The sequence below is a fragment of the Pelistega suis genome (genome assembly GCF_013133795.1).
GTDB classification, from domain to species: domain Bacteria; phylum Pseudomonadota; class Gammaproteobacteria; order Burkholderiales; family Burkholderiaceae_B; genus Taylorella; species Taylorella suis.
The window spans coordinates 115,424-140,994 of the sequence record NZ_JABGBN010000004.1; the positions used below are offsets into that span (position 1 = coordinate 115,424).

The following is a 25,571-nucleotide window of genomic DNA, read 5'->3' on the forward strand; positions in this document are numbered from 1 at the left end:
GTTTGTAGTATAAAAGATACCCTTGCCATAAGCAAGGGTATTTTAAAATTAAAACGTTTTGTTACAAACCAGAGATTGGTTTGTCTTTAGGATATTCCACACTAAATGCTTGCTTAATCGTTACAGCTTGCTTGGCTGGTAGCGTAATTTTTTGCGCATAACGCCCTACATTATCCAATGTGATATTACTAGGTTGCTGTACCGATACCACGATGTCTTTTTGTGCTGAGCTAGGAACACGATGATGAATAGTTACCTCAACCGCTTCTCCACGCGCATTACTAAAGACAGTATCTTGCTCAAACTTCACCACTTGTGATTTAGTAAGGACACCACTGGTCTCATTAAAACGTTTTAAAGGCGACTTTTTCACCGTAATGGTCTGATCCTGTCCCATTAACTGCGTAAAGGTCTGTTGCGGATATAAGGTTTCTAAATGCCCCGTCCCCACGAATCGACCATCATAAAAGGTTTGTAATTCACCTGCCAACAAAGGATAGTTTTCACTATTTTTGCCTTGAATCGTCACCCATACGGTATCTTGATGTTGAGCATAATAGGCATATTCACTCTTCACCGCTTGTGATGACTCACTCAATAAAATCGCTTGTTTTTCTGCTTGACTAGGAATACTCACCTTGCCTTTTAAAGCAAACAAGGCAGCGACATGACTTATTTCTATATCAGGTTCCGGTGCTACCGCAGCCATCTCTAGCATCCTCCCTTTTTCAGTAACCATATTTTTTTGCATCGCCATAGGTGCAGCAGCGAAATGATCCCTGTGACTAGGCTCATAATAACCAATAATCCAAGGTTGCGTCTCAGGAGCCGCATCTGTACGCACCGGCACACCTGAAGAAAAAACTAATTGCACATCTTTCCAATCCTCGCCGCTTCGCTGATACAGTTGTGCATAAGTCCTTAAGTCAATCTGCTGCTTTTGACTATCATAGTACAGTTGGTAGCTCGGTTGCCAAACCAAATTATCATTGGTATAGCTTAATCCCAACTGATACTCCCCTGCTTGAGGCACTTGCACCTTAAGCCATATATCGGTATTGCGGTGAGCAATTTTTTCTGTCAGTTCATTAAATCGTTTTTGTACTTTAGCAAGCTGCTTTTGATGGTTTGCTAAGCGATCTTCCGCCAAGCGACGCTCTTTAAACAGCTGATTTACCGACTGATGTGTATAGCCTTGCAACTGCTGGATATGCTCTAAACTAAATGCTTTATCGCCAGAGGTAACACCAGACTCCAGTTTATCTAACCAATCCAGTTGGCGTTGAATGATTTGTAGTGCATCCTCCTCATCTCTGACTAAGGATTGTGCTTCTTTTAAGGCTTTTTCTGCTGCTTGATAATCACTGTCGTGAGTAAAATCCTCTTCTGCTTTTTTAGCCTCCACCCCCAATAAAACCAAGGGTTTAGCCCCTTTCGACATAAACTGAACACTATTCGCAGATAAAAAATTAGACAATTGTGGAAAGCGCAACATATGCTCACCGGCACTTAACGTCACCTTAGCTTGACGCTCAACAACACCTTGCTGTTGATAGACCGTTACCTTATTAATTTTACTATCAACAATAATCGTATCTGCTTGTACAACGGTTGAACAAAAAATACCACTCAACACAACTAGTTTTAGTACATTTGGTTGATACATATTATCCTCATCATCATAAAATTCTTCATTAAGTTTACAAAGCTTATTTACACCAAGACAAGCTAACATAACAAAACTTAACTATAATCAATATATCAATTATTTTTTAAGGTTTCTCTATGTTTCCTCAACTCTTTATGTTTTATATTGGTGGCAATGCAGGTCACTCTAATATCGAAGTACATGATATTCAATTTATTGTCGCCTCAACAGTAGAAGACGCTTTACCAGCCTTGCGCCAAGCATGGTTTGGCGATGCTGATAAAATTCATCTAGACGGCTATACCTGTATTACTTGGGCAGACGGTTATGATGTGACTCTCTCCTCGACACCAAGCACACAAGAAGAAAAGCTTTTCTTTGTCTATGTGGGTGCCTATCTCCCACATACCCTTGCCGAACAACATGAATATGGCTTATTTGTTGCACGTACACCAGAACAAGCCAAACAAAAAGCATTACAACGTTTATTAGTCAATTATGAACAACAACACAAAGATAATCTTAAAGATGTCGATAATTGTCTAGTGCTCACTACCCTAGCCCTTAACGGTGAGCAAGATAATAAACGCTATTATGTGCATCTCAAAGAAAATCCTCTCGGCTCTCTCGATAAACCTATTTGGCAAGGCTATCGACCAATTGGTTTATGATTTTTTTAGTATACCCATAAACAACTGACGTACACAGATTAGCGCAAAGAGCTCAACACTTTACGTGTATTTAACTCACGATGGGAAAGGTGTTCTTCAATCTGTGTACGTAAACGCTGACGTAACACAGGCTCAACACTTAAATCATGAAAATCGGGCATTCCCTCTTCAAGCCCATAGCCAACTTCTCTCAGAAGATGCCACTCAAAACGCCGTAATACGCTACGTTCATTAATCCCAGAACAAAGGCTATCTAAAGCAAAGGTATATTCATCAAACAAGATACTATGGGGATCCTCTTTGGGTAAACTTCGCAAAATCAATTCATTCATATACCACGCCGACATCATTGCTTTAGCCGGTAAAGCTAAAAAGCCTTCAAAATCAGCCGAAGTAATTGTTTTGACTTCCCCTTGTCCACTCCAAGAAATCGATAAAGGTTGAAAATGCGAGAGTATCGGTCGCAAAACAGAGTATGGACGTTTTGCTCCCTTGGCAATACCCGCCACTAAGCCATAATCTCGACTAAACAAGGTAGCGATGCAAGAGGTCTCACTCCATGCCTTAGCGTGCAAGAGAAAAGCAGATGCCTCGGAGACTTTATGACGTTTACTCATATCCTAGGTCACGTAATGCACTTTCTTTTTCAGACCAGCCCTTACGTACCTTAATATAAATTTCTAAAAAGACGGGTTTATCCAGCATTTCGCGAATATCTTGACGAGCTTCAGTCGCGATACGTTTCATATGCATGCCCTTAGCACCTAATAAAATAGGTTTATGACTTTCACGCTCAACCACCACACAAGCATTGATATGCACACCTTCATCCGTTTCGTCCCATTTTTCAATCTGGACAGTACTCGCATAAGGAAGCTCATCCCCCACCAAACGGAAGATTTTTTCGCGAATTAATTCTGATGTAATAAAGCGCACCGAACGATCTGTCATGGCGTCTTCTTCAAACATCGGCTCACCCTCAGGTAAACGATCCGCAATTTCTTTTAAAAGAATATCTAATTGCACTCCCTTAACAGCACTCAATGGCACAATAGCATCATAAGGGAATTTAGATAAAATCTTCGTCGTAAACTCAAAAATATCATTTTTGCTTTTGAGTAAATCCACTTTACTAATGACGAGAATACATTTCTTAGAGGTCGGTAATAGAGGAACGACATTCTCATCACCCTCACTCCATTTACCCGCCTCAACCACATGCACCACCACATCCACATCGGCTAGCGTCTGTGTGACTACACGATTCATCATTCGGTTCATGGCACCACCATGACGAGTCTGGAAACCTGGGGTATCCACAAAAATATATTGATGATTATCTTGGGTTAATACACCATGGATACGATGACGTGTTGTCTGCGCTTTACGCGATACAATAGAAATCTTGCTACCAATTAAAGCATTGATTAAGGTTGATTTACCCACATTAGGGCGACCAACCACGGCGATAAAACCAGTTTTAAAAGCGTTTTCTGTACTCATTAGACCTCTTGCTCAACGGCAACGGGTAAAGTTAATTGGGTGACCACACGTTGTTTAAGTTTTTGAGTGGATTTTTTAGTCGGCGCAAGATTCTTGAGCTGCTCAATCACTAATTTAGCCGCACTTTGCTCTGCTGCTCGACGGCTTGCTCCCATCGCAGAGGCTGATAAATTTAAATCAGGTACACTACACTCTACTTCAAACTGCTGATCATGTGCTGCCCCTGTTGTGGCTAAAACCGTGTACTGAGGCAATGCTAATTTACGTGCTTGCAAAAGTTCTTGAAGAAGTGTTTTCGCATCTTTACCCAAGGTCGAAAAATCCGCATCCTCCAATAGAGGGAGATACAATTTCTCAATCACTTGTTGGGCTTGTTCGACAACACCACTATCTAAATAAATAGCACCAAAAATGGCTTCCATCGCATCCGCCAAAATAGAAGGACGACGGAAACCTCCGCTTTTTAGCTCGCCCTCACCTAGCAACAATACCTCAGGTAAATCCAACTGATTTGCCAGATCGGCTAAGGTCTGCTGATTCACCAAACTGGCACGAATACGCGATAAATCTCCCTCATCTTGCTCACGTAGCAATTTAAATAGCAAAGCAGCAACGGAAAAGTTAAGGATAGAGTCTCCCAAAAATTCCAAACGCTCATTATGTTGCGTGCTATAACTACGATGAGTCAAAGCACGCATTAATAAATCCGCATTTTGAAATTGATACGATAAACGTTCTTGTAACTTTTTATATTTCATTATTTAATTGATGTACCAATACGACCAAACTCACCAAAGTTCATCCAGATAAAGAAAGCCTTACCTACGATATAACGATCAGGCACAAAACCCCAGAAACGGCTATCTTGGCTATTATCACGGTTATCACCCATTACAAAATACTGACCTTCAGGAACCTTACACTCCACACCTGTAGTCACAGCGGCAGATACTGGTAGATATTGACAGTTACCGATATTTGGGAAATTCACTATCGGGCGTAACTGGCTCAACATAGGCATTAATAAAATATCATGCTCTTTACCGTCCAAGGTCTCCGTAAAACGCATTGGTGAGCCTGGCTGTTGGCTTGGTTTTACATAAGGACCTTGTTCTTGAAGTGGTACTTCTACTCCATTTACTGATAAACGTTTACCATCAAAACGGATAGTATCACCACCCACACCAACAACACGCTTAATGTAATCCACCTTAGTATCTACTGGGTAACGAAATACCACCACATCACCACGCTGAGGATTGCCTAAAGGAATAATCTTCTGATCAATCACAGGTAAGCGAATACCATATGAGAATTTATTGACCAAAATCATATCGCCATTTTGTAGCGTTGGTAACATCGACCCCGAAGGAATACGGAATGGCTCTGCAATAAATGAACGCAATACAAATACAAATAAAATAACTGGGAAAAAGCTAATCGCATATTCCACAATTTTTGAACGATGTTCATCAGCATGCTCTGCGCCATAATTTGCAATACGGCGAGGTTTTAATACCCACTTGTCTAATAACTTAATTGACCAAGTAACGACTAATAAAATAAAAAATATTAAAGCAAAATCCATTGTCATATCCTTTAAATTATTTGTCTTCTACTTGTAGAATCGCTAAGAATGCCTCCTGAGGAATCTCTACGCTACCTACTTGTTTCATACGTTTCTTACCTGCTTTTTGTTTTTCTAGTAATTTACGTTTACGCGTAATATCACCACCATAACATTTTGCTAAGACGTTTTTACGCAAAGCTTTTACGTTTTCGCGTGCGATAATTTCTGCACCAATAGCCGCTTGTACCGCTACATCATACATTTGACGAGGGATTAATCCACGCATTTTGCTCACTACCTCACGTCCGCGATAACGTGCCACAGAACGGTGAACAATCATAGATAGCGCGTCTACCTTGTCACCATTAATTAAAAGATCGACACGTACCACATCTGCACTACGATACTCTAAGAATTCGTAATCCATCGACGCATAACCACGCGATACTGACTTTAATTTATCGAAAAAGTCCAAGACGATTTCCGCTAGAGGAATTTCATACGTCAAATGCACTTGGCGACCGTGATAGCTCATATTCTTCTGAATACCACGCTTATTATTACATAGTGTCATCACTGGACCGACATAATCTTGCGGCATGAATAGCGTCACATTCACCATAGGCTCACGAATATCACGAATCGTACCCACATCAGGCATGCGTGAGGGGCTATCAATCATCACCACTTCACCATCATTTTTCTCAACCTCATACACTACCGAGGGTGCTGTCGTGATGAGATCCATATCGAATTCGCGTTCAAGACGTTCTTGAACGATTTCCATATGTAATAAACCTAAGAAACCGCAACGGAAACCAAAACCTAAAGCCTGTGAAACCTCAGGCTCAAACATCAATGCCGCATCATTAAGTTTTAATTTTTCTAATGAATCACGTAACTGATCATACTCACTGCTTTCGACAGGATACAGTCCAGCGAATACTTGTGGCTTGACCTCTTTAAATCCAGGTAAGGGCTCTGTTGCAGGGTGCTGTGCATGCGTAATCGTATCACCAACTTTCGCATGAGCTAGCTCTTTAATACCGGTAATGACAAATCCTACTTCACCTGCCGATAACTGCTGACGTGGCGAGGATTTTGGAGTAAATACGCCCAACTGCTCTACTAAATGCGAAGCCCCTGTTGCCATAAAACTAATCTTATCCTTGGTTTTCATCGTCCCATTGACGATACGTACCAGCATCACCACACCCACGTAATTATCAAACCATGAGTCAATAATTAAGGCTTGTAGCGGTGCTTCAGGATCTCCCTTAGGGGGCGGAACCTTTTTAACAATATCCTCTAAAATCTCATCAATGCCCATACCTGTCTTAGCACTCGCTAATACCGCATCAGAGGCATCGATACCAATCACATCCTCAATCTCTGCACGCGCATTGTCTGGCTCTGCTGACGGTAAATCCATCTTGTTTAAAACAGGAATTACCTCAACACCTAAGTCAATCGCTGTATAGCAGTTAGCGACCGTCTGCGCTTCTACACCTTGGCTAGCATCTACCACTAATAATGCTCCCTCACATGCCGATAAAGAACGACTTACTTCATAGGAGAAATCCACATGTCCGGGCGTATCAATGATATTTAAGTTATAGACCTTACCGTCTTTGGCTTTATATTGCAGAGCTGCTGTTTGCGCTTTAATCGTAATACCGCGCTCACGCTCAATATCCATAGAGTCAAGAACCTGTGCAGACATCTCACGGTCTGCCAAGCCGCCAGTACGTTGAATCAAGCGATCTGCCAAAGTCGATTTACCATGGTCAATATGCGCAATAATAGAGAAGTTACGAATGTGTTGCATTGAAAATTTATCAAATAAGTTTAAACGCTCATAGGCTGATAGTGGGAGCACTTAAAAAGCACTCTCAACCATCAGCCTATAAATCTAAGTAATATGTTGTATTGTAACTTATTTTGTGGGTGTTACAGCGACCCACTGTGTTAAATTTTCACGACGGATTAAAAGCGCCGCCGCTCGATCTTTAGGAAGTTTATCCACTACTGCTTGATACTCAGCAACTGAACGTATATCGTTATCATTAATTACCATCACGACATCACCCGAGCGCAATCCCACATCCGCAGCACCACCGTCTGCTGTCACGATTTCTACACCATTAGGTGCACGCAATTTATCTTGTGTTTCTTTCGATAATGCTTTTACAGACAAACCTAAACGATCAGTGGCTGTCGGTGCATTAGCTGATTTAGAGTTTTTTGCCGTCGTCTTACCTAATTCAGTACTCTCTAAAGTAATACTAAGTTTTTCTGCTTTACCACGACGCCATACCTCTATATCTACCGTTGTACCTGGTTTAGTTAAGCCAACAAAACGAGGTAAATCATTCCACTTAGCAACTGACTTACCATCAAAACTAAGCACAACATCACCCGATTTCACTCCCGCTTTCTCTGCTGGACTATGAGGCTCAACATTGCTTACTAAAGCACCTTTTGTATCTTTAAGACCTAGCGCATCAGCAATATCTTTCTGAACTTCTCCAATAGTCACACCAATACGACCTCGCTCAACCGTACCATTTTCCTTTAGTTGCTCAACAACTTTCATCGCTTCACTAATAGGAATTGAGAAAGAAATCCCCATAAAGCCACCACTACGTGTATAAATTTGACTATTCACACCGACTACTTTACCACTTAAATCAATCAAAGGACCACCAGAGTTACCTGGATTAATCGCCACGTCCGTTTGAACAAATGGTAAATAATCACCCGTATCTCGATTAATCGCACTTACAATACCAGAAGTAACCGTTGATTCAAGACCATAGGGCGAACCAATAGCCAACACCCATTGACCCTTTTTCAGCGTTTCAGAATTTCCTATTTCTAAGGCTTTAAGACCTTTAGCTTCAATCTTTAATAAAGCTAAGTCTGTACGCTTGTCCACACCAATCACCTTAGCCGTATATTCTTTGCTATCGTTTAAGGTGACAATGACTTTACTCGCACCATCAACGACATGTTCATTAGTGATAATATAGCCATCTTCAGAAATAATAAAACCAGAACCTACGCCACTTGGTACGGTACGTTCTTCTCGCTGTTCATCTGAACGAGGCGTTTGACGACGATTAGGTTGATATTGACGAGGTCGAGCGTCTGGACCCATAAAATCAGGTCCAAAGAAAAAGCGGAAAAAATCCTCTGGATTGCCTGAACCAAAACCACCAAAATCACCTCCTCGAGCACGTGACCGTACTGGCGCTTCGGTACGGATATTGACCACGCCATTTTCAGTTGCCTCAACAATTGGGGTAAAGTCTGGCAAACCAAACTGATGAGAAACATTATTGGTCGTGCTTGGCGCCGCTAATAATGCGGGAGCTGTATTTGATGTACTTGGCGATTGAACATTTTCCCCCATTGCCATACTTGTTGAAGAAAATCCCAACAATAAAGCCAATGCTAATGTTGATAATTTCTGTGAAATCTGCATATTTTTATCCTTTTTTCATCATGTACTAAAGTACTAAAATACCTTATGAGCTAGCAAGTAATATTTGCTTTTTACTTAGTTTATAGTGAGTGCCGTTTTTTTCAAGCGTCTTGTAATAACTGGAAATCATTGCTGTTGCCAAACCTGTTTCGCTAAGGTTCGCAAACAGCGCCAATCACCATCACTTACTTGCCATCGCCAAATCGTCAGCGTTTTATGTGGTAGTCTCAATGAAAGGTAACACCATCCCAATGCCACAGACAAGGGGTATTCCATATGCCACTGCTCTCGCTGTTGCTTATCGATGATCGCATAATTTACCCCCTCAGGAGAAAACGTCATTGAAGAGGACTTAGCAAGAGGTATGCTATGTTGATAAGCGCAAAAAAGCCCTAAAGCAATCAAGGCATATGTCCAGCCCAATACGCTGAAGCATGCCAAAAATACCATTAGGGCCTTAAAGTAACGCTCCATTTGGAAAGCCGGCAACTCAATTTCTCTTGTCCAAGCCTGCTGCAATGGGGCGTACACGATAAACTCCTTAGAGTTTCTTCACAATCATCGAACCGTTAGTACCACCAAAACCGAACGAATTCGATAAAGCATAATCAATTTTTAAATCACGCGCCGCATTTGCACAATAATCTAAATCACACTCGGGGTCTTGATTAAAGATATTGATAGTTGGCGGAGAAATTTGATGATGCACAGCTAATGTCGTAAACACAGCTTCAATACCACCTGCAGCCCCCAATAAGTGACCTGTCATTGACTTAGTTGAGTTGATAACAGCTTTATAAGCATGATCACCCAACGCTAATTTCAGTGCCTCTGTTTCGTTCTTATCACCTAATGGTGTCGATGTACCATGGGCATTTACATAGTTAATTTGGTCAGCATTAATACCTGCATTACGTAAAGCATTCTGGATACCACGACAAGGACCTTCACGATCTGGGGCAGTAATATGATGCGCATCTGAACTCATACCATAGCCGACAAACTCACCATAAATCTTAGCGCCACGCTTAACCGCATGTTCGTACTCTTCGAGGACTAATACACCTGCACCCTCGCCCAATACAAAACCATCACGATCTTTATCCCAAGGACGAGATGCTGTCGCAGGATCATCATTACGTGTAGATAAAGCACGCATCGCCGCAAAACCGCCAATACCCAAAGGAGAAACTGTCGCCTCAGCACCACCTGCAATCATTACATCAGCATCGCCATACTCAATTAAACGAGCAGCATCACCGATAGAATGTAAACCTGTCGTACACGCAGATACTACAGCATAGCTAGGTCCTTTTAGGCCTAACATAATCGTTAAGTGACCCGAAATCAAATTAATTAATGAGGCAGGTACAAAGAAAGGAGAAATACGACGAGCACCTTTCTCAAGATAGTCAGTTTGTGTTTCTTCGATACGTTTTAGACCACCAATCCCAGAGCTTACAATCGCCCCTATACGATGAGCATTCGTCTCACTGACTTCAAGACCAGAATCACGCCAAGCATCAATTGCCGCAGCAATACCATAATGGATAAAAGTATCCATTTGCTTAACTTCTTTAGCTCCAATGTAATCCTCAGGATTAAAGCCTTTTACTTCACCAGCAATTTGTGAGTTAAATGGGCTCGCATCAAAACGAGTAATATTCGTAATACCAGAACGGCCGTTTACAATGTTATCCCATGCCGTCGCAATACTATTACCTACTGGGGATACAATACCTAAACCTGTAATCACTACACGTCTTTTCACAGATGACTCCTGTATTATTCAAATGACGTTTGAAATTAACAACAATTTCAAAAAAAACGCATGGGAAAAATTACACCAAATTAACGATAACTGAATAAGTAATCTTTCCTATACGCTCTTTTAAGGGGTAGATTTTAATGAGTCTAAAAAGACTCATTAAAACCATTAAACCCCACTTGCGTGAGCCTATTACGCTTTTTGAGCAGAGATAAAATCAATCGCTTTTTGAACTGTTGTGATTGTTTCTGCTTGCTCATCAGTGATGCTAGCTTCGAATTCATCTTCGAAAGCCATTACTAATTCAACCATATCTAGTGAATCTGCACCTAAGTCGTCAAGAAATGAAGACTCGTTTTTGATTTCTGCTTCGCTTACACCTAACTGTTTTGCGACGATTTTCTTGACGCGTTGTTCGATGCTATCCATGTAAATCTCCAATAGGGTTTATTCCCTAAGTTATAGCCCCTAAAAAAGTAAGGCTGTTTAAAGAAGAAAAATTAGCCAATGCCCTATGCATTAACCAAAACCTTGCAAACAAAACTGCTAGTTTGCATTTTATAAAAATTTGCCAGATTTTTCCAAATTTTCTAGCAAAATGAATTTTTTTGTTTCGGCGAGTTAAACGACTGTGGAGTTTAACTCGTCAAAAATATATATATTTGCTAAAAATATATAAAGATACACAATAGCTTATGTATATCGCATAGCTTTGCTACGCCATATACATGCCACCATTGACATGTAGCGTATTACCTGTGATGTAACCTGCCCCTGGACTCGCCAAGAAAGCCACGGCTTGTGCAATATCCGATACATGACCTAAACGAGCCATTGGGATTTTGCTTAATAGCGCCTGTGTGGCTTCTTCACCTAGGGCACGTGTCATATCTGTATCAATAAAGCCAGGAGCAACACAGTTAACCGTAATACCACGACTACCAATTTCTTGTGCTAATGCACGTGTCAAACCTGCTACACCCGCTTTAGCTGCCGCATAATTCGCTTGACCTGGATTACCACTTTCACCCACCACAGACGTCACATTAATAATACGACCACCACGTGCTTTGACCATCGGCTTTACCACACCACGGCACAAACGGAATACTGCCGTGAGATTAGTATCAATCACAGCACCCCAGTCATCATCTTTCATACGCATAATTAAGCCATCACGCGTAATACCCGCATTATTGACTAAAATGTGGGGACCACCTTCTGCTGCTAATTCTGCTAACAAAGCATCACAAGCTGCCGCATCCGTCACGTTTAATACCACACCACGACCACCCAAAGCAGCTAATTGCTCAGTAATCCCTTGCGCACCCGCTTCTGATGTAGCTGTACCCACGACTGTCGCACCACGTTGAGCTAATTCAAGCGCAATCGCTTGACCTAAACCACGGCTTGCACCAGTCACTAATGCAATTTGACCTGCTAATTCTTTTGACATAATTGTATCCTTAGTTTTTTAAGGTTTCTAAAACAGAGGCTAATGACGCTGGATCCGTAATAGATAAAGCATTAACTTCTGGTGCAATACGTTTAACAAGACCTGTTAATACTTTACCCGGACCACATTCCACAATATGCGTCACACCCTCTGCTTGCATTTTTTGAATCGTTTCCACCCAACGCACGGCATGCCATGCTTGACGCACTAGCGCATCTTTAATCTGTGCTGGATCTTGCAATACCGCTACATCCACATTATTGATGACATCGAATGCTGGCGTATTAAATGTGAGTTTCGCTAGTGCATCAGCTAATACCGCTGCAGCTGGCTCCAATAAAGAAGAATGGAAAGGCGCAGAAACAGGCAATACCAATGCACGCTTTGCACCAGCCGCTTTGGCTAATTCACACGCACGCTCAACAGCCGCTTTACTACCGGCAATCACGACTTGTGCAGGTGCATTAAAATTAACCGCCTCGACCACCTCACCTTGAGCAGCCTCTGCACATACTTTTTTCACCACATCATCATCTAAGCCAAGCACTGCCGCCATTGAGCCTGTACCCACAGGCACCGCTTCTTGCATCGCATTCGCACGGATACGTACTAAACGTACAGCATCCTCCAAACCTACCACACCTGCTGCTGCCAAGGCAGTATACTCACCTAAACTATGTCCTGCGACTACTACAGGCTTAACACCACCCTCAGCAAGATACGCTTCATACATCGCATAACTAGCTGCCAACATCACAGGCTGTGTATTTGTCGTCAAGTTTAATTGCTCAGCAGGACCCGTTGCAATTAAGGCATTTAAATCTTGATTTAATGCCAAGCTCGCTTTTTTCATGACATCTTGCACAACAGCATTGTCTGCCCATGCATCCAGCATACCCACTGATTGCGAACCCTGACCTGGAAAAACAAAAGCTAATTTCATCTTTTTCTCGCTTTTTTAAATTTGAACTAATACAGAGCCCCAAGTAAAGCCACCGCCTACACCTTGGAGCAAAACTTTTTGTCCTGCTTGAATACGACCATCCTTGCGTGCCGCATCAAATGCTAAAGGTACGCTTGCCGCAGAGGTATTGGCGTGTTTATCTACTGTCACCACTATTCTATCCTCATCCAGCCCTAATTTACGACCCAATGAGTTAATAATACGTACATTTGCTTGGTGTGGCACAAACCAATCAATTGTCTCTGGTGCAATGCCTGCTTTAGCACATACCGATAATGCTGAAGCTTCTAGCGAGGTAACAGCCGTTTTAAAGACCGCCTGCCCATCCATACGCAAAAATGGATCACCCACCACTTGACCATGTTGTACACCACCAGCCGTATGCAAAATAGTATGCAAACTACCGTCTGCATTAAGTTGAGTAGCTAAAATACCCGGCTCATCTGATGCCTTTAATACAAAAGCGCCAGCACCATCACCAAACAATACGCATGTACCACGATCATTCCAGTCTATGATACGTGAAAATGTCTCCGCACCAATGACTAAAGCACATTTAGCATTGCCTGCACGAATATAACTATCTGCCGTCGTCAAAGCATAGACAAAGCCACTGCATACCGCTTGCACATCAAACGCTGCAGCACCCGCAATACCTAACTTAGACTGCACCAAACAAGCCGTGCTAGGGAAAATATAATCTGGCGTCGATGTTGCTAAAATAATTAAATCAATCTCCGCCGCATCAATACCTGAATCAGCAATCGCTTTTTGAGCTGCTTCAAATGCCAAATCACTTGTTTTAACATCATCTGCTGCAATATAACGTTGCTTAATCCCCGTTCGAGATACAATCCATTCATCAGAAGTTTCAATACCCTTAGCGGCTAATTGCTGAGATAAAACATCATTTGAAACAATGTTTGAAGGTAAAGCACTACCCGAACCAATAATTTTTGAGAATGGCATGTGTAACTCCTTATTCACTCGCCTGTATTATAAGGCAGGTTTGTTATCGTTGTTGAGTTCTTGAGAAGGGTTAGAATGAGAAGCTTGAGTGTTTTGTGTAATTGCTTCGATACCGACAATCGTTTTTTGTAAAAGCTGACTCTGCACAGCCATATAAGCACGCTCAATTGCATAACTATACGCCAAGACATCTGCTGAGCCATGGCTTTTAAAAACCACGCCACGCAATCCTAATAAAGCTGCCCCATTATAACGACGATTATCGACTTGATCGCGGAATGTGGAAAGCACAGGTTTAGCAATCAGCGCCGCCAACTTACTATACACCGAACGTAAAAAACTCTGTTTGAGCATACCACTGACCATCTTCGCCAGCCCCTCAACAGATTTTAGTAAGACATTGCCGACAAAACCATCACAAACAACCACATGAGCCGTGCCTTTGAAGATATCATCTCCTTCGACATTGCCAATAAAATTAAGTGGAGTTGCTTGTAATAATTCAGTCGTCTTTTTAACGACCTCATTGCCTTTGATTGCCTCATGACCGATATTCAATAAGCCTACTTTAGGGTTATCAATACCGTCCACCGCTTGGGCTAAAGCACTACCCATAATAGCAAATTGCAATAAATGCCCGGGCGTACAGTCCACATTAGCACCTAGGTCTAATACGGTCGTCCCCTTGCCAAGCTGATTAGGTAATGCTGTTGCAATCGCTGGACGATCAATGCCGTCAAGCGTTTTAAGAATAAAACGCGCAACCGCCATTAAAGCACCCGTATTTCCTGCAGAAACGCACGCATCCGCACGCTGCTCACGGACAGCATGTAGAGCTTCGTGCATAGAAGATTTGCGTTTACGACGCAAAGCGACCTCAATCGGATCATCCATTGTAATCACCTCTTCGGCATGCACAATAGTGAACTGATTAAGACGGGAAGGTTTCGCGGAACGTAAAGCCTGCTCAATCTCGTGCTGATTGCCTACGAGAAGAAAATGCACATCTGCTCGTCGCTCAGCAACTTGAACAGTAGCAGGAATAGTAACAGGGAGACCAAAGTCTCCCCCCATACAATCAATAGCAATACGTATCACGATTGGATAATGATTAAATTAAGCGTAAAACTTATTTAACAATTATTCGTCGTTTTTCGTTTTTAACACTTTACGACCACGGTATACGCCGTTAGGGCTGATGTGGTGACGTAAGTGCAATTCGCCAGTTGTAGGCTCGATTGCTGTTGGTGGGTTAGTTAAGAAATCGTGTGAACGATGCATACCACGTTTAGATGGTGTCTTTTTGTTTTGTTGAACAGCCATGATGACTCCAAAAAATAATACTGTATCGCTATGAAACAGATAATGTAAGGTTAATATTTAAGCTTCTCTAATACTGCAAAAGGAGAAGGTTTCTTTTCTAAGTTATCCTCTGGTAACTCTACCAATTCCGGACACTCTTCGTGCTTAGGAATATAAGGTAAACTCAGAATGAGTTCGTCTTCGACTAATTCCAATATATCCACTGGCTTATTAGCGAGAATTTTATCATAGGCCTGACTATCAATCTCTCCTGACTCATCCACATCCGCATTAAAGGCCTTTACAGAAGTAACCACTTCTAAAACAACCTCGCTATCGACAGCGTAATGAAACAAATCAAGGCAGCGCTGACAGGTCAGTTGAGGATTTGCAACAACATGCAATGTCACTAAAGCAGGCCCATAGGGCTTCTGATGACCTCGGATAGACCATTCGACATCAGTTAACTCTACCTGCTCTGGCAAATCCTCTGCTAGACGAGAAAAAGCCGTTACAGGTACTCTCCCTTGGATTTCTTGCGATAAACGCACTAAATCACTCAGATCCACGTACTTATCCATGCATTCTCCTCAGCATTATACTATGCCAATCTTCGGAAATTGATGATTTATAATGAAATTCACAAATTCCGTAAAACATGAAATAATAACCTGTTATTTAAATTTGGTCAAATCAAGCCATGCAAAATTCTACATTTTCTCTTATTTTGGCATCATCCTCTAAATATCGAAAAATGATGTTAGAACGTTTTCAACTACCATTTACGACGCACTCACCCAATATCGATGAAAGCCCAAAGCCCAGCGAATCCCCTGTAGAACTTGCTATCCGCTTATCTATCGAAAAAGCACAAGCCATTAGCCGGCAATTCCCGGGGGCGATTGTCATTGGTTCGGATCAAGTTGCCACCCTCGGTGACTCCCCTATCGGCAAACCCGGTAGTTTTGTAAAAGCGCAACAACAACTCGCTCAACTGAGTGGACAACACGTTCAATTTCACTCAGCACTTGCCGTAACTAATGGAGAAAAACTTCTTCACACTAATGTCATCACCCATTGTTATTTCCGCGAGTTAAGCTCGGCAGAAATCGACCATTATCTCACCGTCGAACAACCTTTTGACACTGCAGGCAGTGCCAAAGCAGAAGCCCTTGGTATTACACTCATGGAGCGTATGACGAGTGATGACCCAACTGCCATTATTGGACTACCTCTCATCGCTCTTGCCAAGATGTTACGCGAATTCGGTATCAACCCTACTCTACAAGCGAGTGCATTGTGATGACTCAATTACATCTTATTCCCGTCAGCCTCGGCGAGTCACCGACAAACAAATGGCTACCTCAAGAAGCGCAAGCAATGGCGAGCAAGATTAATGTCTATATTGCTGAAAATGCTAAGACTGCACGTGCTTTTCTTAAACTCATCGGCACAGTGAAGCCTATCCAAGAAATCACCATCCACACTCTGAGCAACAAAACCACCCCTCAAGAAATGCGTGAATGGCTAAAAGCCCCTGATAGCGAGGGCAATATTGGTTTAGTCTCTGAGGCAGGCTGCCCTGCTGTCGCCGATCCCGGTGCACTTGTCGTCTATGAAGCACACAAACTAAATATTCAAGTTATTCCTTGGATCGGTCCCTCATCTATTTTATTAGGTGTGATGGCAAGTGGCTTAGACGGTCAACGCTTTGCCTTTCATGGTTATGCCCCCGTACAAACCCAAGAGCGTGCTAAACAGCTCCAACAATGGGAAAATACCTCCGCCAAACTTAAGCAGACTCAATTATTTATTGAGACCCCTTATCGTAATATGGCGATGTTTCAAACCTTATTAGATACTTTGAAACCAAGCACACGACTTTGTATCGCCCGTGCACTAACCACAGAGCAAGAATGGATTAAAACCCACACCATTGCCGAATGGAAAAAGCAACCCCCTCCTGATTTAGATAAACAAGCGACCTTATTTCTCTTTTTGGCGTAGACCACTCTCCCTCAGAATACACTACCCATTTTGTTGTTTATGAGTTAGAATGTACATCTATTAGACACACAAAAGAGCTTAATTATGCAAGCAACAGAGAGAATTAGTATTCGTACAACACCTGAGGCAAAAGCACTCATCGAACAAGCCAGCCAACTGGTCGGGCTCTCGGTGAGTCATTTTATCCTCTCGACCATGTACGAAAAATCACTACAAATGCTTAAAGATGAAACTGTCTGGAAAGTTAACCAAGATAGCTGGAATCGCCTAATGCAAGAACTCGAATCCCCTAGCCCTGCTAATCAAGAACTTAAAGACCTCTTAGCATTAGGGGAAGAACTTGCTAACCGTTAAAGTCCTCGACCCCTCTCATGATAGAAAATTGTTTGACTGTGGCAATCCTTCGCTCAACAACTTCTTGGCTCAATATGCTGGGCAATATGCGAAAAAAGGATTAGCCAAGACGTATATCTTGGCTGACGATAGCACACCCTCTAAAGTCTTAGGATTTTATTCCTTGAGCAACCTCCATATCGAGCCAGAGGTTTTTAACCCTAACTTAAAGGGGTTTCCTACTTTTATTAATATTCCTTGCTGCTTAATTAGGCGTCTTGCTGTAGATAAACACCACAAAGGACAGGGTCTATCCAAACATCTCTTGGCTCATGCACTCAACACCATCATCAAATTATCGACCATGAGCAGAATTTCTTTTGCGGTTGTCGATGCGAAAAGCCCTGATTTAATCAGTTTTTATGAACGTTTTGGTTTTAAGCGTATCCATGAGACCTCATTACGGATGTACTTAAATATCACCAAATTATCATCAACGGCTTAAATCCTGCAAAATCGCTGCCGTCTCTAAATCCAAGACACCATCATAACGACTAGGACGATAATGCATTTGAAAAGCACGCAAGACATTCTTACTCTGTTTATCCATCTCAGCTGTCAGTTCAATCATATAACCTATCTGACGCAGTTGTTTCTGCACATCCAATACCGACGGCAACCCAGTTTGGCGGTATTGCTGCATTAACTCAGTCACACGATTTTCATCATACCACCGCCCCAAACCTTCTTGTGCCAACCATTGCCATGGAAATAAAGGTCCCGGATCCACCTTCCGCTGAGGAGCAATGTCACTATGGCCGAGGATATTTTCTGCTGGAATACCATGTCGAGCCTGAATATCCTTAAGTAAAACGATTAATCGCTCAATCTGCGAACGGGTAAAAGGCTGCCATCCGCTACTCTCTGCCGGTACCGCCTGACCACTTTGACGCGAACCGAGATTGACCACTTCAATCCCAATCGAGTTCCCATTAAGATTGACATCACTTTTCCACTGACTAAGTCCCGCATGCCAAGCGCGTTGCGTTTCATCCACCAACTGCAGCACTCTAGCAGGTTCATCATCACTAATCAGATAATGTGCTGACACCTCACCCTCAGTCAAAATACGTAATGAATTAGGCATATCTTCCCATGTATAGTGGATGACCACATACTTCACTCGACTATCTTGCCCCTTAGCCTGATAACGTTCATCCACCACTGACGAAGCACACGCACTCAATACCATACTCACCAGTCCGATTAGCCCGTATTTATACCATTTTTTATTTATCATTATCAGAAGCCTTTTGACCATCCCTATCATGTCCTAGTACACACCTACATCCGCACACTATTTTTTTCGAGAGACCTGAATCGAGACCATCTTAGTGGAGGCATGACTATCCTCTCTAACCATACGCTGTTCACTTGAGCCATGAATACTCGCCATTTTATCGGCAATCACACGTTGATTTTTCAGATGAGAGACCACACGCCACAGCAATAACAACGTTATCACCGCTACACCAATATAAGCATGCATTGCACTCTCATCCACTCTTTGCATCATCACAAAATGCACCGACACCATCACCGCAATCCCATAAACGAGGCGATGTAGTTTTTGCCAACGGCGACCCAGCTTACGTACCATACCTTGATTCGAAGTCGATGCAAGCACTGCCAATAAAATCAATGCAATCACACCCAATACAATCGCTGGACGCTCGACAATGCCTTGCCCCATCAAAGCAAAACTAAAATGGCGCTCTGCACCCGCCCAAATACCAAAATGACAAAAAGCGTAGAAAAATGTCATCACCCCTAATGGACGACGACACCAAATCAACACGGGTAAAGACAATAACTGACGTAAAGGCGTTATCGCCAAAGTCAAACATAGCATCACAAATGCTGTTTGCCCCGAACTCTCCATCATCCATAAGGCGGGGTCTAGCCCCAAAGCATCTTGATGATAAAGATAAAGCCAACGCAATAAAGGCAAAAAAGAGAGCGCTAGCACAACTCGCTTAATTAATACACCATTATTCATTTCACTCCCCTATATGACTATTATTGCGCATAAAAACAACTACCGAGCTACCACGTCCCTAAGTATAAATAGCTAATAGACGCTGCAACTCACTCACATTATCCACCATAAAATCTGGCTTAGCTGTTGCTAACTCATGCTTAGAATGAGCACCATAAGTCACCGCAATACTCGTCACTCCAGCATTTTTTGCTAAGCCCACATCATGTATCGTATCACCAATCATCACCGTATGCTCAGGCAATACCATCAATTCATCCATAATCTCCTCTAGCATAAGAGGATGTGGTTTACTGCGTGTTTCATCTGCCGTTCTCGTTGTATCGAAATAATGCCCTAACTGATGATTAGCGAGCGCTCGATTTAAGCCAATCCGACTTTTTCCTGTCGCTACCGCCATTTGTACGCTTTTCGCTTTAAGTTCATCTAAAATTTGTGAATTACCAGGGAAAAGTCGCAAATCAGGATCTCGCGTCAAATAATGAAATTTATAACGCTGTACAAACTCATCCATACGACTGACGGGCAATTCAGGCACGGCTTGTTTAAAAGCCTCTTCGAGCGACAATCCAATCACCCAACTTGCTTGCTGATCCGTCGGTACTGTCAAGCCTAAGTCACGACAAGTATTTTGGATAGCGACGACAATAGAATGCGTCGAATCCATTAGCGTACCATCCCAATCAAACACCACCAGAGAAAATTTCATTTGTGCATTCACCTTATCTTAATCATCACAGACGACCTGCTGTCGCCGATAAACTCTTTAAAAGTTGCTCACATTCAGCAGGCAGAGGAGCTTCTAACACCAGTTTTTCACCTGTGAGGGGATGATTAAAACTCAAACGATGGGCATGCAAGAACATTCGCTTAAAACCTTTTTTCGCCATCAGCTCTCTCACCTCATCACGCCCATATTTCTCATCTCCCACAATCGGAAAACCACTGGCTGCCAAATGCACCCGTATCTGATGAGTCCGTCCTGTCTTTAACTGAGCACCTACTAAACTATACCCCTGATACTGTGCTACTTTTGTGACAATCGTATGGGCATACTTGCCATGCTCTTTGTCCACACGCACACGACGCTCACCATCAGGGGTGAGGTATTTATACAGAGGCAACTTAATTTCTTGACGGTTTGCCTGCCAAGCCCCAACAACCAAGGCTAAATAATACTTATGCCCTTCCGATTGGCGCATCATATCGTGCAATACCACTAAAGCACTTCGTTTTTTAGCAATAATCAATAAGCCCGATGTCTCCTTATCTAAGCGATGCGCTAATTCAAGGAACTTTGACTCTGGACGTGCCGCACGCAACTGCTCAATGACCCCAAACGAGACCCCACTCCCCCCATGTACCGCAACACCAGCAGGTTTATTGACGACCAAAATCGCCTCATCCTCATAGACTATTGGGAATTCAGCCTTAGGGACAGCGGGCTTACGCTCAGGGTCTGCCATGCGCAACGGTGGAATACGCACCTCATCACCGTCTTGTAAACGATACTCCGAAGAAATACGTCCTTTATTGACACGTACTTGACCAGAACGAATAGCCTTATACAAATGACTCTTAGGCACGCCCTTACAATGACGCACCAAAAAATTATCAATACGTTGACCATCTGCCCCCGCATCAACACGAATCAAACGAACTTGTTGCAGTCCATTTTTAGAGGGAGCAGCAGAATGAGAAGAATTCACAGTGACCTTAAGAAAATATAAAACCGTATTTTAACGCAATCCCCCCAGTCTTCGCTGGGGCAAAACTAATTTTTCTTGTTACCGCATTTTACGCTCCCTTTATGCTATAATGGGGCACCCGATAAAAACAGCTTAACCCACGGGCCAATAGAGCATTTTTCTGATGTAGATTTGATGTGCGTACTCGTTGAGTTCAGGCATACGTAGAGCGAGGCTCCGTTTGATGACTCACCTCCGCCATCCTGCTATAAATTGGCACGCTTTTGTTATTTCATTGATGGCAGTAGCTAGATTCTCTGCCCGCCAAGAGCGTAGGTGTCACTGTTGGGAGCTTGTTGGTTTGCCTGCGCATGCCTATTTATGTTTTGAATGCGGTAGTCTTTTCTTAAATCACCTACCCACATAAATGACATATATCCGCTGGCGAGAACCTACGTTTGTGCATAACTAATTACAAAAAGCTCAGATACATGTTGTACCAGTTGTCACTATGGTCTGAGTTTTTATTTAAAGATAGTGTTCACCTGACGACACCTTTTGTCGTTGGGTACTTTTTTAAAATGATTGACCACCCAGCCCCTTAGTAAGGCTCGGGTGCGTTTTGGCATAACGTTGCTATTGGTTCGCCCTCATTCTCCTAGGGTTAATACATTCATGGTGAATGTATTAAATATTTTATTGAGAACCTAGTATTATGAAACGTATGTTATTTAATGCAACGCACCAAGAAGAACTACGCGTTGCTATCGTCGATGGGCAAAAATTGCTCGACATCGACATTGAGACAGCCGGCCGCGAACAACGCAAAGGGAGCATTTACAAAGGCGTTATTACCCGTATTGAACCAAGCTTAGAAGCTTGCTTTGTCAATTATGGTCATGACCGCCATGGTTTTTTACCTTTCAAAGAAGTGGCGCGCAGTTATTTCAAAGAAGGCGTTGATGTGCGTACAGCACGTATCCAAGACGCTTTAGTTGAGGGACAAGAACTCATCATCCAAGTCGAAAAAGAGGAGCGTGGCAATAAAGGTGCTGCCTTAACAACCTTTATTTCATTGGCAGGACGCTACCTTGTACTGATGCCTAATAATCCTCGTGGTGGCGGCGTATCTCGTCGTATTGACGGTGAAGAGCGCCAAGAACTACGCGAAGCGATGGCTCAACTTGACCTCCCAGAAGGCATGAGCATGATTGCTCGCACGGCAGGCATTGGTCGTACCGCACCCGAGTTAGAGTGGGACTTGAAGTATCTCCTCCAATTGTGGAATGCCATCTACAATGCTGCCCAACAATACCCTGCTCCTGTATTGATTTACCAAGAATCCAGCTTAGTCATTCGTGCTATTCGTGACTACTTCTCTCCCGATATTACTGAGATTCTGATTGATACTGATGCGATTTATGAGCAAGCTCTAGCATTTATGCAAGACGTGATGCCTGAGAACGTCAGCAAAGTAAAACGCTACCGCAATGCTGTTCCCCTTTTCTCTCGCTTCCAAGTCGAGCATCAAATCGAAACCGCGTACTCTCGTACCGTACAGCTACCGTCAGGTGGTTCAATTGTCATTGACCATACCGAAGCTCTTGTGGCTATTGACGTTAACTCTGCGCGTTCGACTCGCGGTACCGACATCGAAGAAACAGCGATGCGTACCAACTTAGAGGCCGCCGAAGAAGCCGCACGTCAATTACGCTTACGTGATCTAGGCGGACTCATTGTTATCGACTTTATTGATATGGAAGATAGCAAAAACCAACGTGCCGTTGAGCAAAAACTCCGCGATGCCTTGCATGTAGACCGTGCTCGTGTCCAAATGGGTAAGATTTCTCGCTTTGGCTTAATGGAACTCTCACGCCAACGCCTACGTCCATCACTCAATGAGGGATCACACGTTACATGCCCTCGTTGTAATGGTACGGGTGTCATTCGTGACGTTGAGTCGAGCGCATTAAACATTCTGCGCTTACTCCAAGAAGAAGCGATGAAAGAAAATACCGCAGCCCTCTATGCACAAGTTCCTGTGGAAGTTGCGACTTACCTACTCAACGAAAAACGTACCGATATTGTGAAGATGGAAAGCCGTATGAAAGTACGCGTTTACCTCATTCCTAACAAAAATCTTGAAACTCCTCATCATCATATCGAGCGCGTTCGCTATGACGACCCTCGCATGGACGAACAAAAATCCAGCTTAGAAATGATTGAGGAACCAAGCAATACCACACTTTCTTGGCAAGACAAAAAAGAAAAAGACGAAGAAAAACAACGTCCAGAAGCTATCGTTAAAGGTATCAATCGCGAGACACCTGCACCGACACCTGCTCCTGTCGCTAAAGAGCCTGAGCCAACCATAAGTTTCTTCCAGCGCGTAAAATCTTGGTTTACTCGTAAACCTTATGAGCCTACGCCAGAGATAGCGCCTGAGAAAGAAAAGTCTGAGCAAAAAGGATCTAAATCAAAACGTCAGGAAAAACAACGCAACCGTCGTCGCAATGAGCGTAATGAGCGTCTTGAAAACGAAGAAAAGACAGGTCCACGCAAAGCAAGCAAGCGTCAAGACGAAGCTAAATCAAGCCAAAAAGAAACGGTAAAAGAACCTGCAGAGCAACGTCAATCTCGCAAAAACCGTCGTCAGCGCTCTAGCGAAGAGACCGCTGTCAGCACAACTGAGCTTAGCACGCTTATCGCTACTGAGACAACAAGTGCGACTGCGGTGATAAGCGAGGATACCACTACACGTCCTAGCGTGCCCAATATCCCTAAACGTACCAAACCAGTCGAAAAACCAGCAGAACAAGCGGTGACAGAGATTGCCGAAGAGGATATTGAAACAATCGTTCAGGATAACGATACGGATTTAGATGCAGGTGCTGAAGAAGCGTCTGAGTCTGGCGAAAATCGTCGTCGCCGTCGTCGCAATCGCCGCACTCGTCGCCAAGGTGACGAGAATACACCTCGCTCAACGCCAGAAACATTAGCGTTTATTCCGAATGAAGTTTTACTTGAGCAAGAAGCAACACGTCAAGCGACACCGACAGAAACAACAAATACTGTTGCACCTGTTGTCGTCTCAGAACAAGTGACAGAACCTGTGCCTGTGATTGCGCAAGAAGTAGAAGCACCTGCCGTGGCAGAGCCTGTGATTGCTGTTCCAGTAACTGCTGATACAACAATTTCCATTGAGACAACCGAAGCCCCTGCCCCTGTTGTGCTTGAAACTCCTGTCGTAACCGAGGCTCCTATTATGACTGAAACGCCAGTTATCACCGAAGCTCCTGTTGTAGCTACAACACCAGTAGTAGATAAAGCAACCTTAACTCAAGTGGTCAATCAAGCCGGTATGCAATGGGTAGAAACCAACCCTGAATTAGTGCAGCATATCCCTGTCCCTGTTGTTAAACTCGGTCGTCCACGGAAACCTGTAGTCGCTATTGTGGAAGAAGCATTAGTCTTGGTCGAAACCAAAAAATAATTCTCTCCGCTTTAGTAGCAATACTTCCTATCCCTCGGTATCCCCGAGGGATTTTTGTTTAATCAATAAAAACCCAATAAATATCTTCATGAGTATTATCCCAACAACACAAAACCCACCATTGCACCTGCTACACCCGCACTTAGGTCTTTATCGAGTGCATTAACAACACCACCGACAGTCGTACCAATTGATACGTTACGAATGATGGCTTTTTCACCAATAACGGTTACTCCTTTCTGGTGACCATCGCTAAATCGAATTGCTTGTACATCGGTACCGATTGCCACCGCAGAACGTACATTTGAAACAGTCACATTCTGACCAATGGCGATACTACGCGCACCATTAGTTACGGTTGCTATACCCACTTCTGCATCAGCACTTGCAACAGTCGTTTGAGAGATAGCACCATCACTCAAAACGATATATTCCCAGTGAATAATCCAGATAAAGCCATCTTCAATACATAAAACTAAAAATCAAAAAGCACGCCTCACAAAGAAGCGTGCCTTTTATGCTTAAAAAACGACCTCTAATTAGCGTTTTGGCGGATATGGGTAGTTTTTGTCATACAATGCTGATGGACCTTCTAAACCAGCATCTGTAGAGTTAGTCGCTGTTCCACCACTTGCTTTGATTTCCACACGACG

The 25,571-nt window shown here is 43.0% G+C and carries 27 protein-coding genes; 6 read left to right on the forward strand and 21 right to left on the reverse strand.

What is annotated here, in order from left to right; translation table 11 throughout:
• Window positions 1–61 precede the first annotated feature (61 nt).
• A complete protein-coding gene (locus HKX39_RS06750) occupies window positions 62–1,666 on the reverse strand; it encodes a mucoidy inhibitor MuiA family protein (protein WP_171680561.1) in 1,605 nt (534 codons plus the stop codon).
• Between the two features lie 119 nt (window positions 1,667–1,785).
• Between HKX39_RS06750 and HKX39_RS06755 the strand changes: the two genes are divergently transcribed.
• Window positions 1,786–2,319, forward strand: a complete 534-nt coding sequence (locus HKX39_RS06755; RefSeq protein WP_171680562.1) for a DUF1543 domain-containing protein — start codon at window positions 1,786–1,788, stop codon at window positions 2,317–2,319.
• Window positions 2,320–2,357: 38 nt separating this feature from the next.
• On the opposite strand, the gene recO is transcribed toward HKX39_RS06755, so the two are convergent.
• From recO to HKX39_RS06830, 15 genes are all read right to left on the reverse strand, one after another.
• A complete protein-coding gene (gene recO, locus HKX39_RS06760; protein WP_171680563.1) occupies window positions 2,358–2,936 on the reverse strand; it encodes a DNA repair protein RecO in 579 nt (192 codons plus the stop codon).
• Window positions 2,929–3,822, reverse strand: coding sequence for a GTPase Era (gene era / locus HKX39_RS06765; protein WP_171680564.1), 894 nt, complete (start codon window positions 3,820–3,822; stop codon window positions 2,929–2,931). The genes recO and era overlap by 8 nt, the downstream gene beginning before the upstream one ends.
• Window positions 3,822–4,580: a ribonuclease III gene (rnc, locus tag HKX39_RS06770; RefSeq protein ID WP_171680565.1), complete on the reverse strand. Its 759-nt coding sequence runs from the start codon at window positions 4,578–4,580 to the stop codon at window positions 3,822–3,824. Before rnc ends, era begins: the two co-directional genes overlap by 1 nt.
• Window positions 4,580–5,416, reverse strand: a complete 837-nt coding sequence (gene lepB / locus HKX39_RS06775) for a signal peptidase I (protein ID WP_171680566.1) — start codon at window positions 5,414–5,416, stop codon at window positions 4,580–4,582. Before lepB ends, rnc begins: the two co-directional genes overlap by 1 nt.
• Before the next feature lie 10 nt (window positions 5,417–5,426).
• Entirely contained in the window at window positions 5,427–7,220 is a 1,794-nt protein-coding gene (gene lepA, locus HKX39_RS06780) for a translation elongation factor 4 (RefSeq protein ID WP_171680567.1), read from the reverse strand.
• A gap of 108 nt (window positions 7,221–7,328) precedes the next feature.
• Complete coding sequence (locus tag HKX39_RS06785) at window positions 7,329–8,879, reverse strand: Do family serine endopeptidase (protein WP_171680568.1); 1,551 nt, start codon at window positions 8,877–8,879, stop codon at window positions 7,329–7,331.
• Between the two features lie 126 nt (window positions 8,880–9,005).
• Window positions 9,006–9,410, reverse strand: coding sequence for a hypothetical protein (locus tag HKX39_RS06790; protein ID WP_171680569.1), 405 nt, complete (start codon window positions 9,408–9,410; stop codon window positions 9,006–9,008).
• Between the two features lie 10 nt (window positions 9,411–9,420).
• Complete coding sequence (gene fabF, locus HKX39_RS06795; RefSeq protein WP_171680570.1) at window positions 9,421–10,650, reverse strand: beta-ketoacyl-ACP synthase II; 1,230 nt, start codon at window positions 10,648–10,650, stop codon at window positions 9,421–9,423.
• Between the two features lie 189 nt (window positions 10,651–10,839).
• Entirely contained in the window at window positions 10,840–11,076 is a 237-nt protein-coding gene (acpP, locus tag HKX39_RS06800) for an acyl carrier protein (protein ID WP_171680571.1), read from the reverse strand.
• Window positions 11,077–11,362: 286 nt separating this feature from the next.
• Window positions 11,363–12,103: a 3-oxoacyl-ACP reductase FabG gene (gene fabG, locus HKX39_RS06805; protein WP_171680572.1), complete on the reverse strand. Its 741-nt coding sequence runs from the start codon at window positions 12,101–12,103 to the stop codon at window positions 11,363–11,365.
• A gap of 10 nt (window positions 12,104–12,113) precedes the next feature.
• Window positions 12,114–13,046, reverse strand: a complete 933-nt coding sequence (gene fabD / locus HKX39_RS06810) for an ACP S-malonyltransferase (RefSeq protein ID WP_171680573.1) — start codon at window positions 13,044–13,046, stop codon at window positions 12,114–12,116.
• A 15-nt stretch (window positions 13,047–13,061) separates the two neighbouring features.
• On the reverse strand, window positions 13,062–14,036 hold the full coding sequence (locus HKX39_RS06815; RefSeq protein WP_171680574.1) for a beta-ketoacyl-ACP synthase III: 975 nt from the start codon (window positions 14,034–14,036) through the stop codon (window positions 13,062–13,064).
• Window positions 14,037–14,063: 27 nt separating this feature from the next.
• Complete coding sequence (gene plsX, locus HKX39_RS06820) at window positions 14,064–15,134, reverse strand: phosphate acyltransferase PlsX (protein ID WP_171680575.1); 1,071 nt, start codon at window positions 15,132–15,134, stop codon at window positions 14,064–14,066.
• A gap of 42 nt (window positions 15,135–15,176) precedes the next feature.
• Window positions 15,177–15,359, reverse strand: coding sequence for a 50S ribosomal protein L32 (gene rpmF, locus HKX39_RS06825; RefSeq protein ID WP_023949147.1), 183 nt, complete (start codon window positions 15,357–15,359; stop codon window positions 15,177–15,179).
• A gap of 50 nt (window positions 15,360–15,409) precedes the next feature.
• A complete protein-coding gene (locus tag HKX39_RS06830) occupies window positions 15,410–15,919 on the reverse strand; it encodes a YceD family protein (protein WP_171680576.1) in 510 nt (169 codons plus the stop codon).
• Between the two features lie 119 nt (window positions 15,920–16,038).
• On the opposite strand from HKX39_RS06830, the gene HKX39_RS06835 reads away from it, so the two are divergent.
• From HKX39_RS06835 to HKX39_RS06850, 4 genes are all read left to right on the forward strand, one after another.
• Window positions 16,039–16,641, forward strand: coding sequence for a Maf family nucleotide pyrophosphatase (locus HKX39_RS06835; RefSeq protein ID WP_171680577.1), 603 nt, complete (start codon window positions 16,039–16,041; stop codon window positions 16,639–16,641).
• Window positions 16,638–17,345, forward strand: coding sequence for an SAM-dependent methyltransferase (locus tag HKX39_RS06840; RefSeq protein WP_171680578.1), 708 nt, complete (start codon window positions 16,638–16,640; stop codon window positions 17,343–17,345). The genes HKX39_RS06835 and HKX39_RS06840 overlap by 4 nt, the downstream gene beginning before the upstream one ends.
• An 84-nt stretch (window positions 17,346–17,429) precedes the next feature.
• Complete coding sequence (locus HKX39_RS06845) at window positions 17,430–17,699, forward strand: type II toxin-antitoxin system TacA family antitoxin (protein ID WP_171680579.1); 270 nt, start codon at window positions 17,430–17,432, stop codon at window positions 17,697–17,699.
• On the forward strand, window positions 17,686–18,183 hold the full coding sequence (locus tag HKX39_RS06850; protein ID WP_171680580.1) for a GNAT family N-acetyltransferase: 498 nt from the start codon (window positions 17,686–17,688) through the stop codon (window positions 18,181–18,183). Before HKX39_RS06845 ends, HKX39_RS06850 begins: the two co-directional genes overlap by 14 nt.
• Here HKX39_RS06850 and HKX39_RS06855 read toward each other — a convergent pair.
• From HKX39_RS06855 to HKX39_RS06870, 4 genes are read right to left on the reverse strand one after another with little or no spacing between them, the layout of a single operon-like run.
• Complete coding sequence (locus HKX39_RS06855) at window positions 18,172–18,978, reverse strand: N-acetylmuramoyl-L-alanine amidase (protein WP_171680581.1); 807 nt, start codon at window positions 18,976–18,978, stop codon at window positions 18,172–18,174. The genes HKX39_RS06850 and HKX39_RS06855 overlap by 12 nt on opposite strands.
• A gap of 57 nt (window positions 18,979–19,035) precedes the next feature.
• On the reverse strand, window positions 19,036–19,737 hold the full coding sequence (locus HKX39_RS06860; RefSeq protein ID WP_171680582.1) for a protein-methionine-sulfoxide reductase heme-binding subunit MsrQ: 702 nt from the start codon (window positions 19,735–19,737) through the stop codon (window positions 19,036–19,038).
• 58 nt (window positions 19,738–19,795) lie between these two features.
• A complete protein-coding gene (locus HKX39_RS06865) occupies window positions 19,796–20,446 on the reverse strand; it encodes an HAD-IA family hydrolase (protein ID WP_171680583.1) in 651 nt (216 codons plus the stop codon).
• 25 nt (window positions 20,447–20,471) lie between these two features.
• Complete coding sequence (locus HKX39_RS06870) at window positions 20,472–21,446, reverse strand: RluA family pseudouridine synthase (protein ID WP_425500273.1); 975 nt, start codon at window positions 21,444–21,446, stop codon at window positions 20,472–20,474.
• A gap of 694 nt (window positions 21,447–22,140) precedes the next feature.
• Here HKX39_RS06870 and HKX39_RS06875 point away from each other — a divergent pair.
• A complete protein-coding gene (locus tag HKX39_RS06875; protein WP_171680584.1) occupies window positions 22,141–24,918 on the forward strand; it encodes an Rne/Rng family ribonuclease in 2,778 nt (925 codons plus the stop codon).
• A gap of 95 nt (window positions 24,919–25,013) precedes the next feature.
• Here HKX39_RS06875 and HKX39_RS06880 read toward each other — a convergent pair whose 3' ends face one another.
• Window positions 25,014–25,340: a hypothetical protein gene (locus tag HKX39_RS06880; RefSeq protein ID WP_171680585.1), complete on the reverse strand. Its 327-nt coding sequence runs from the start codon at window positions 25,338–25,340 to the stop codon at window positions 25,014–25,016.
• Between the last annotated feature and the right edge of the window lie 231 nt (window positions 25,341–25,571).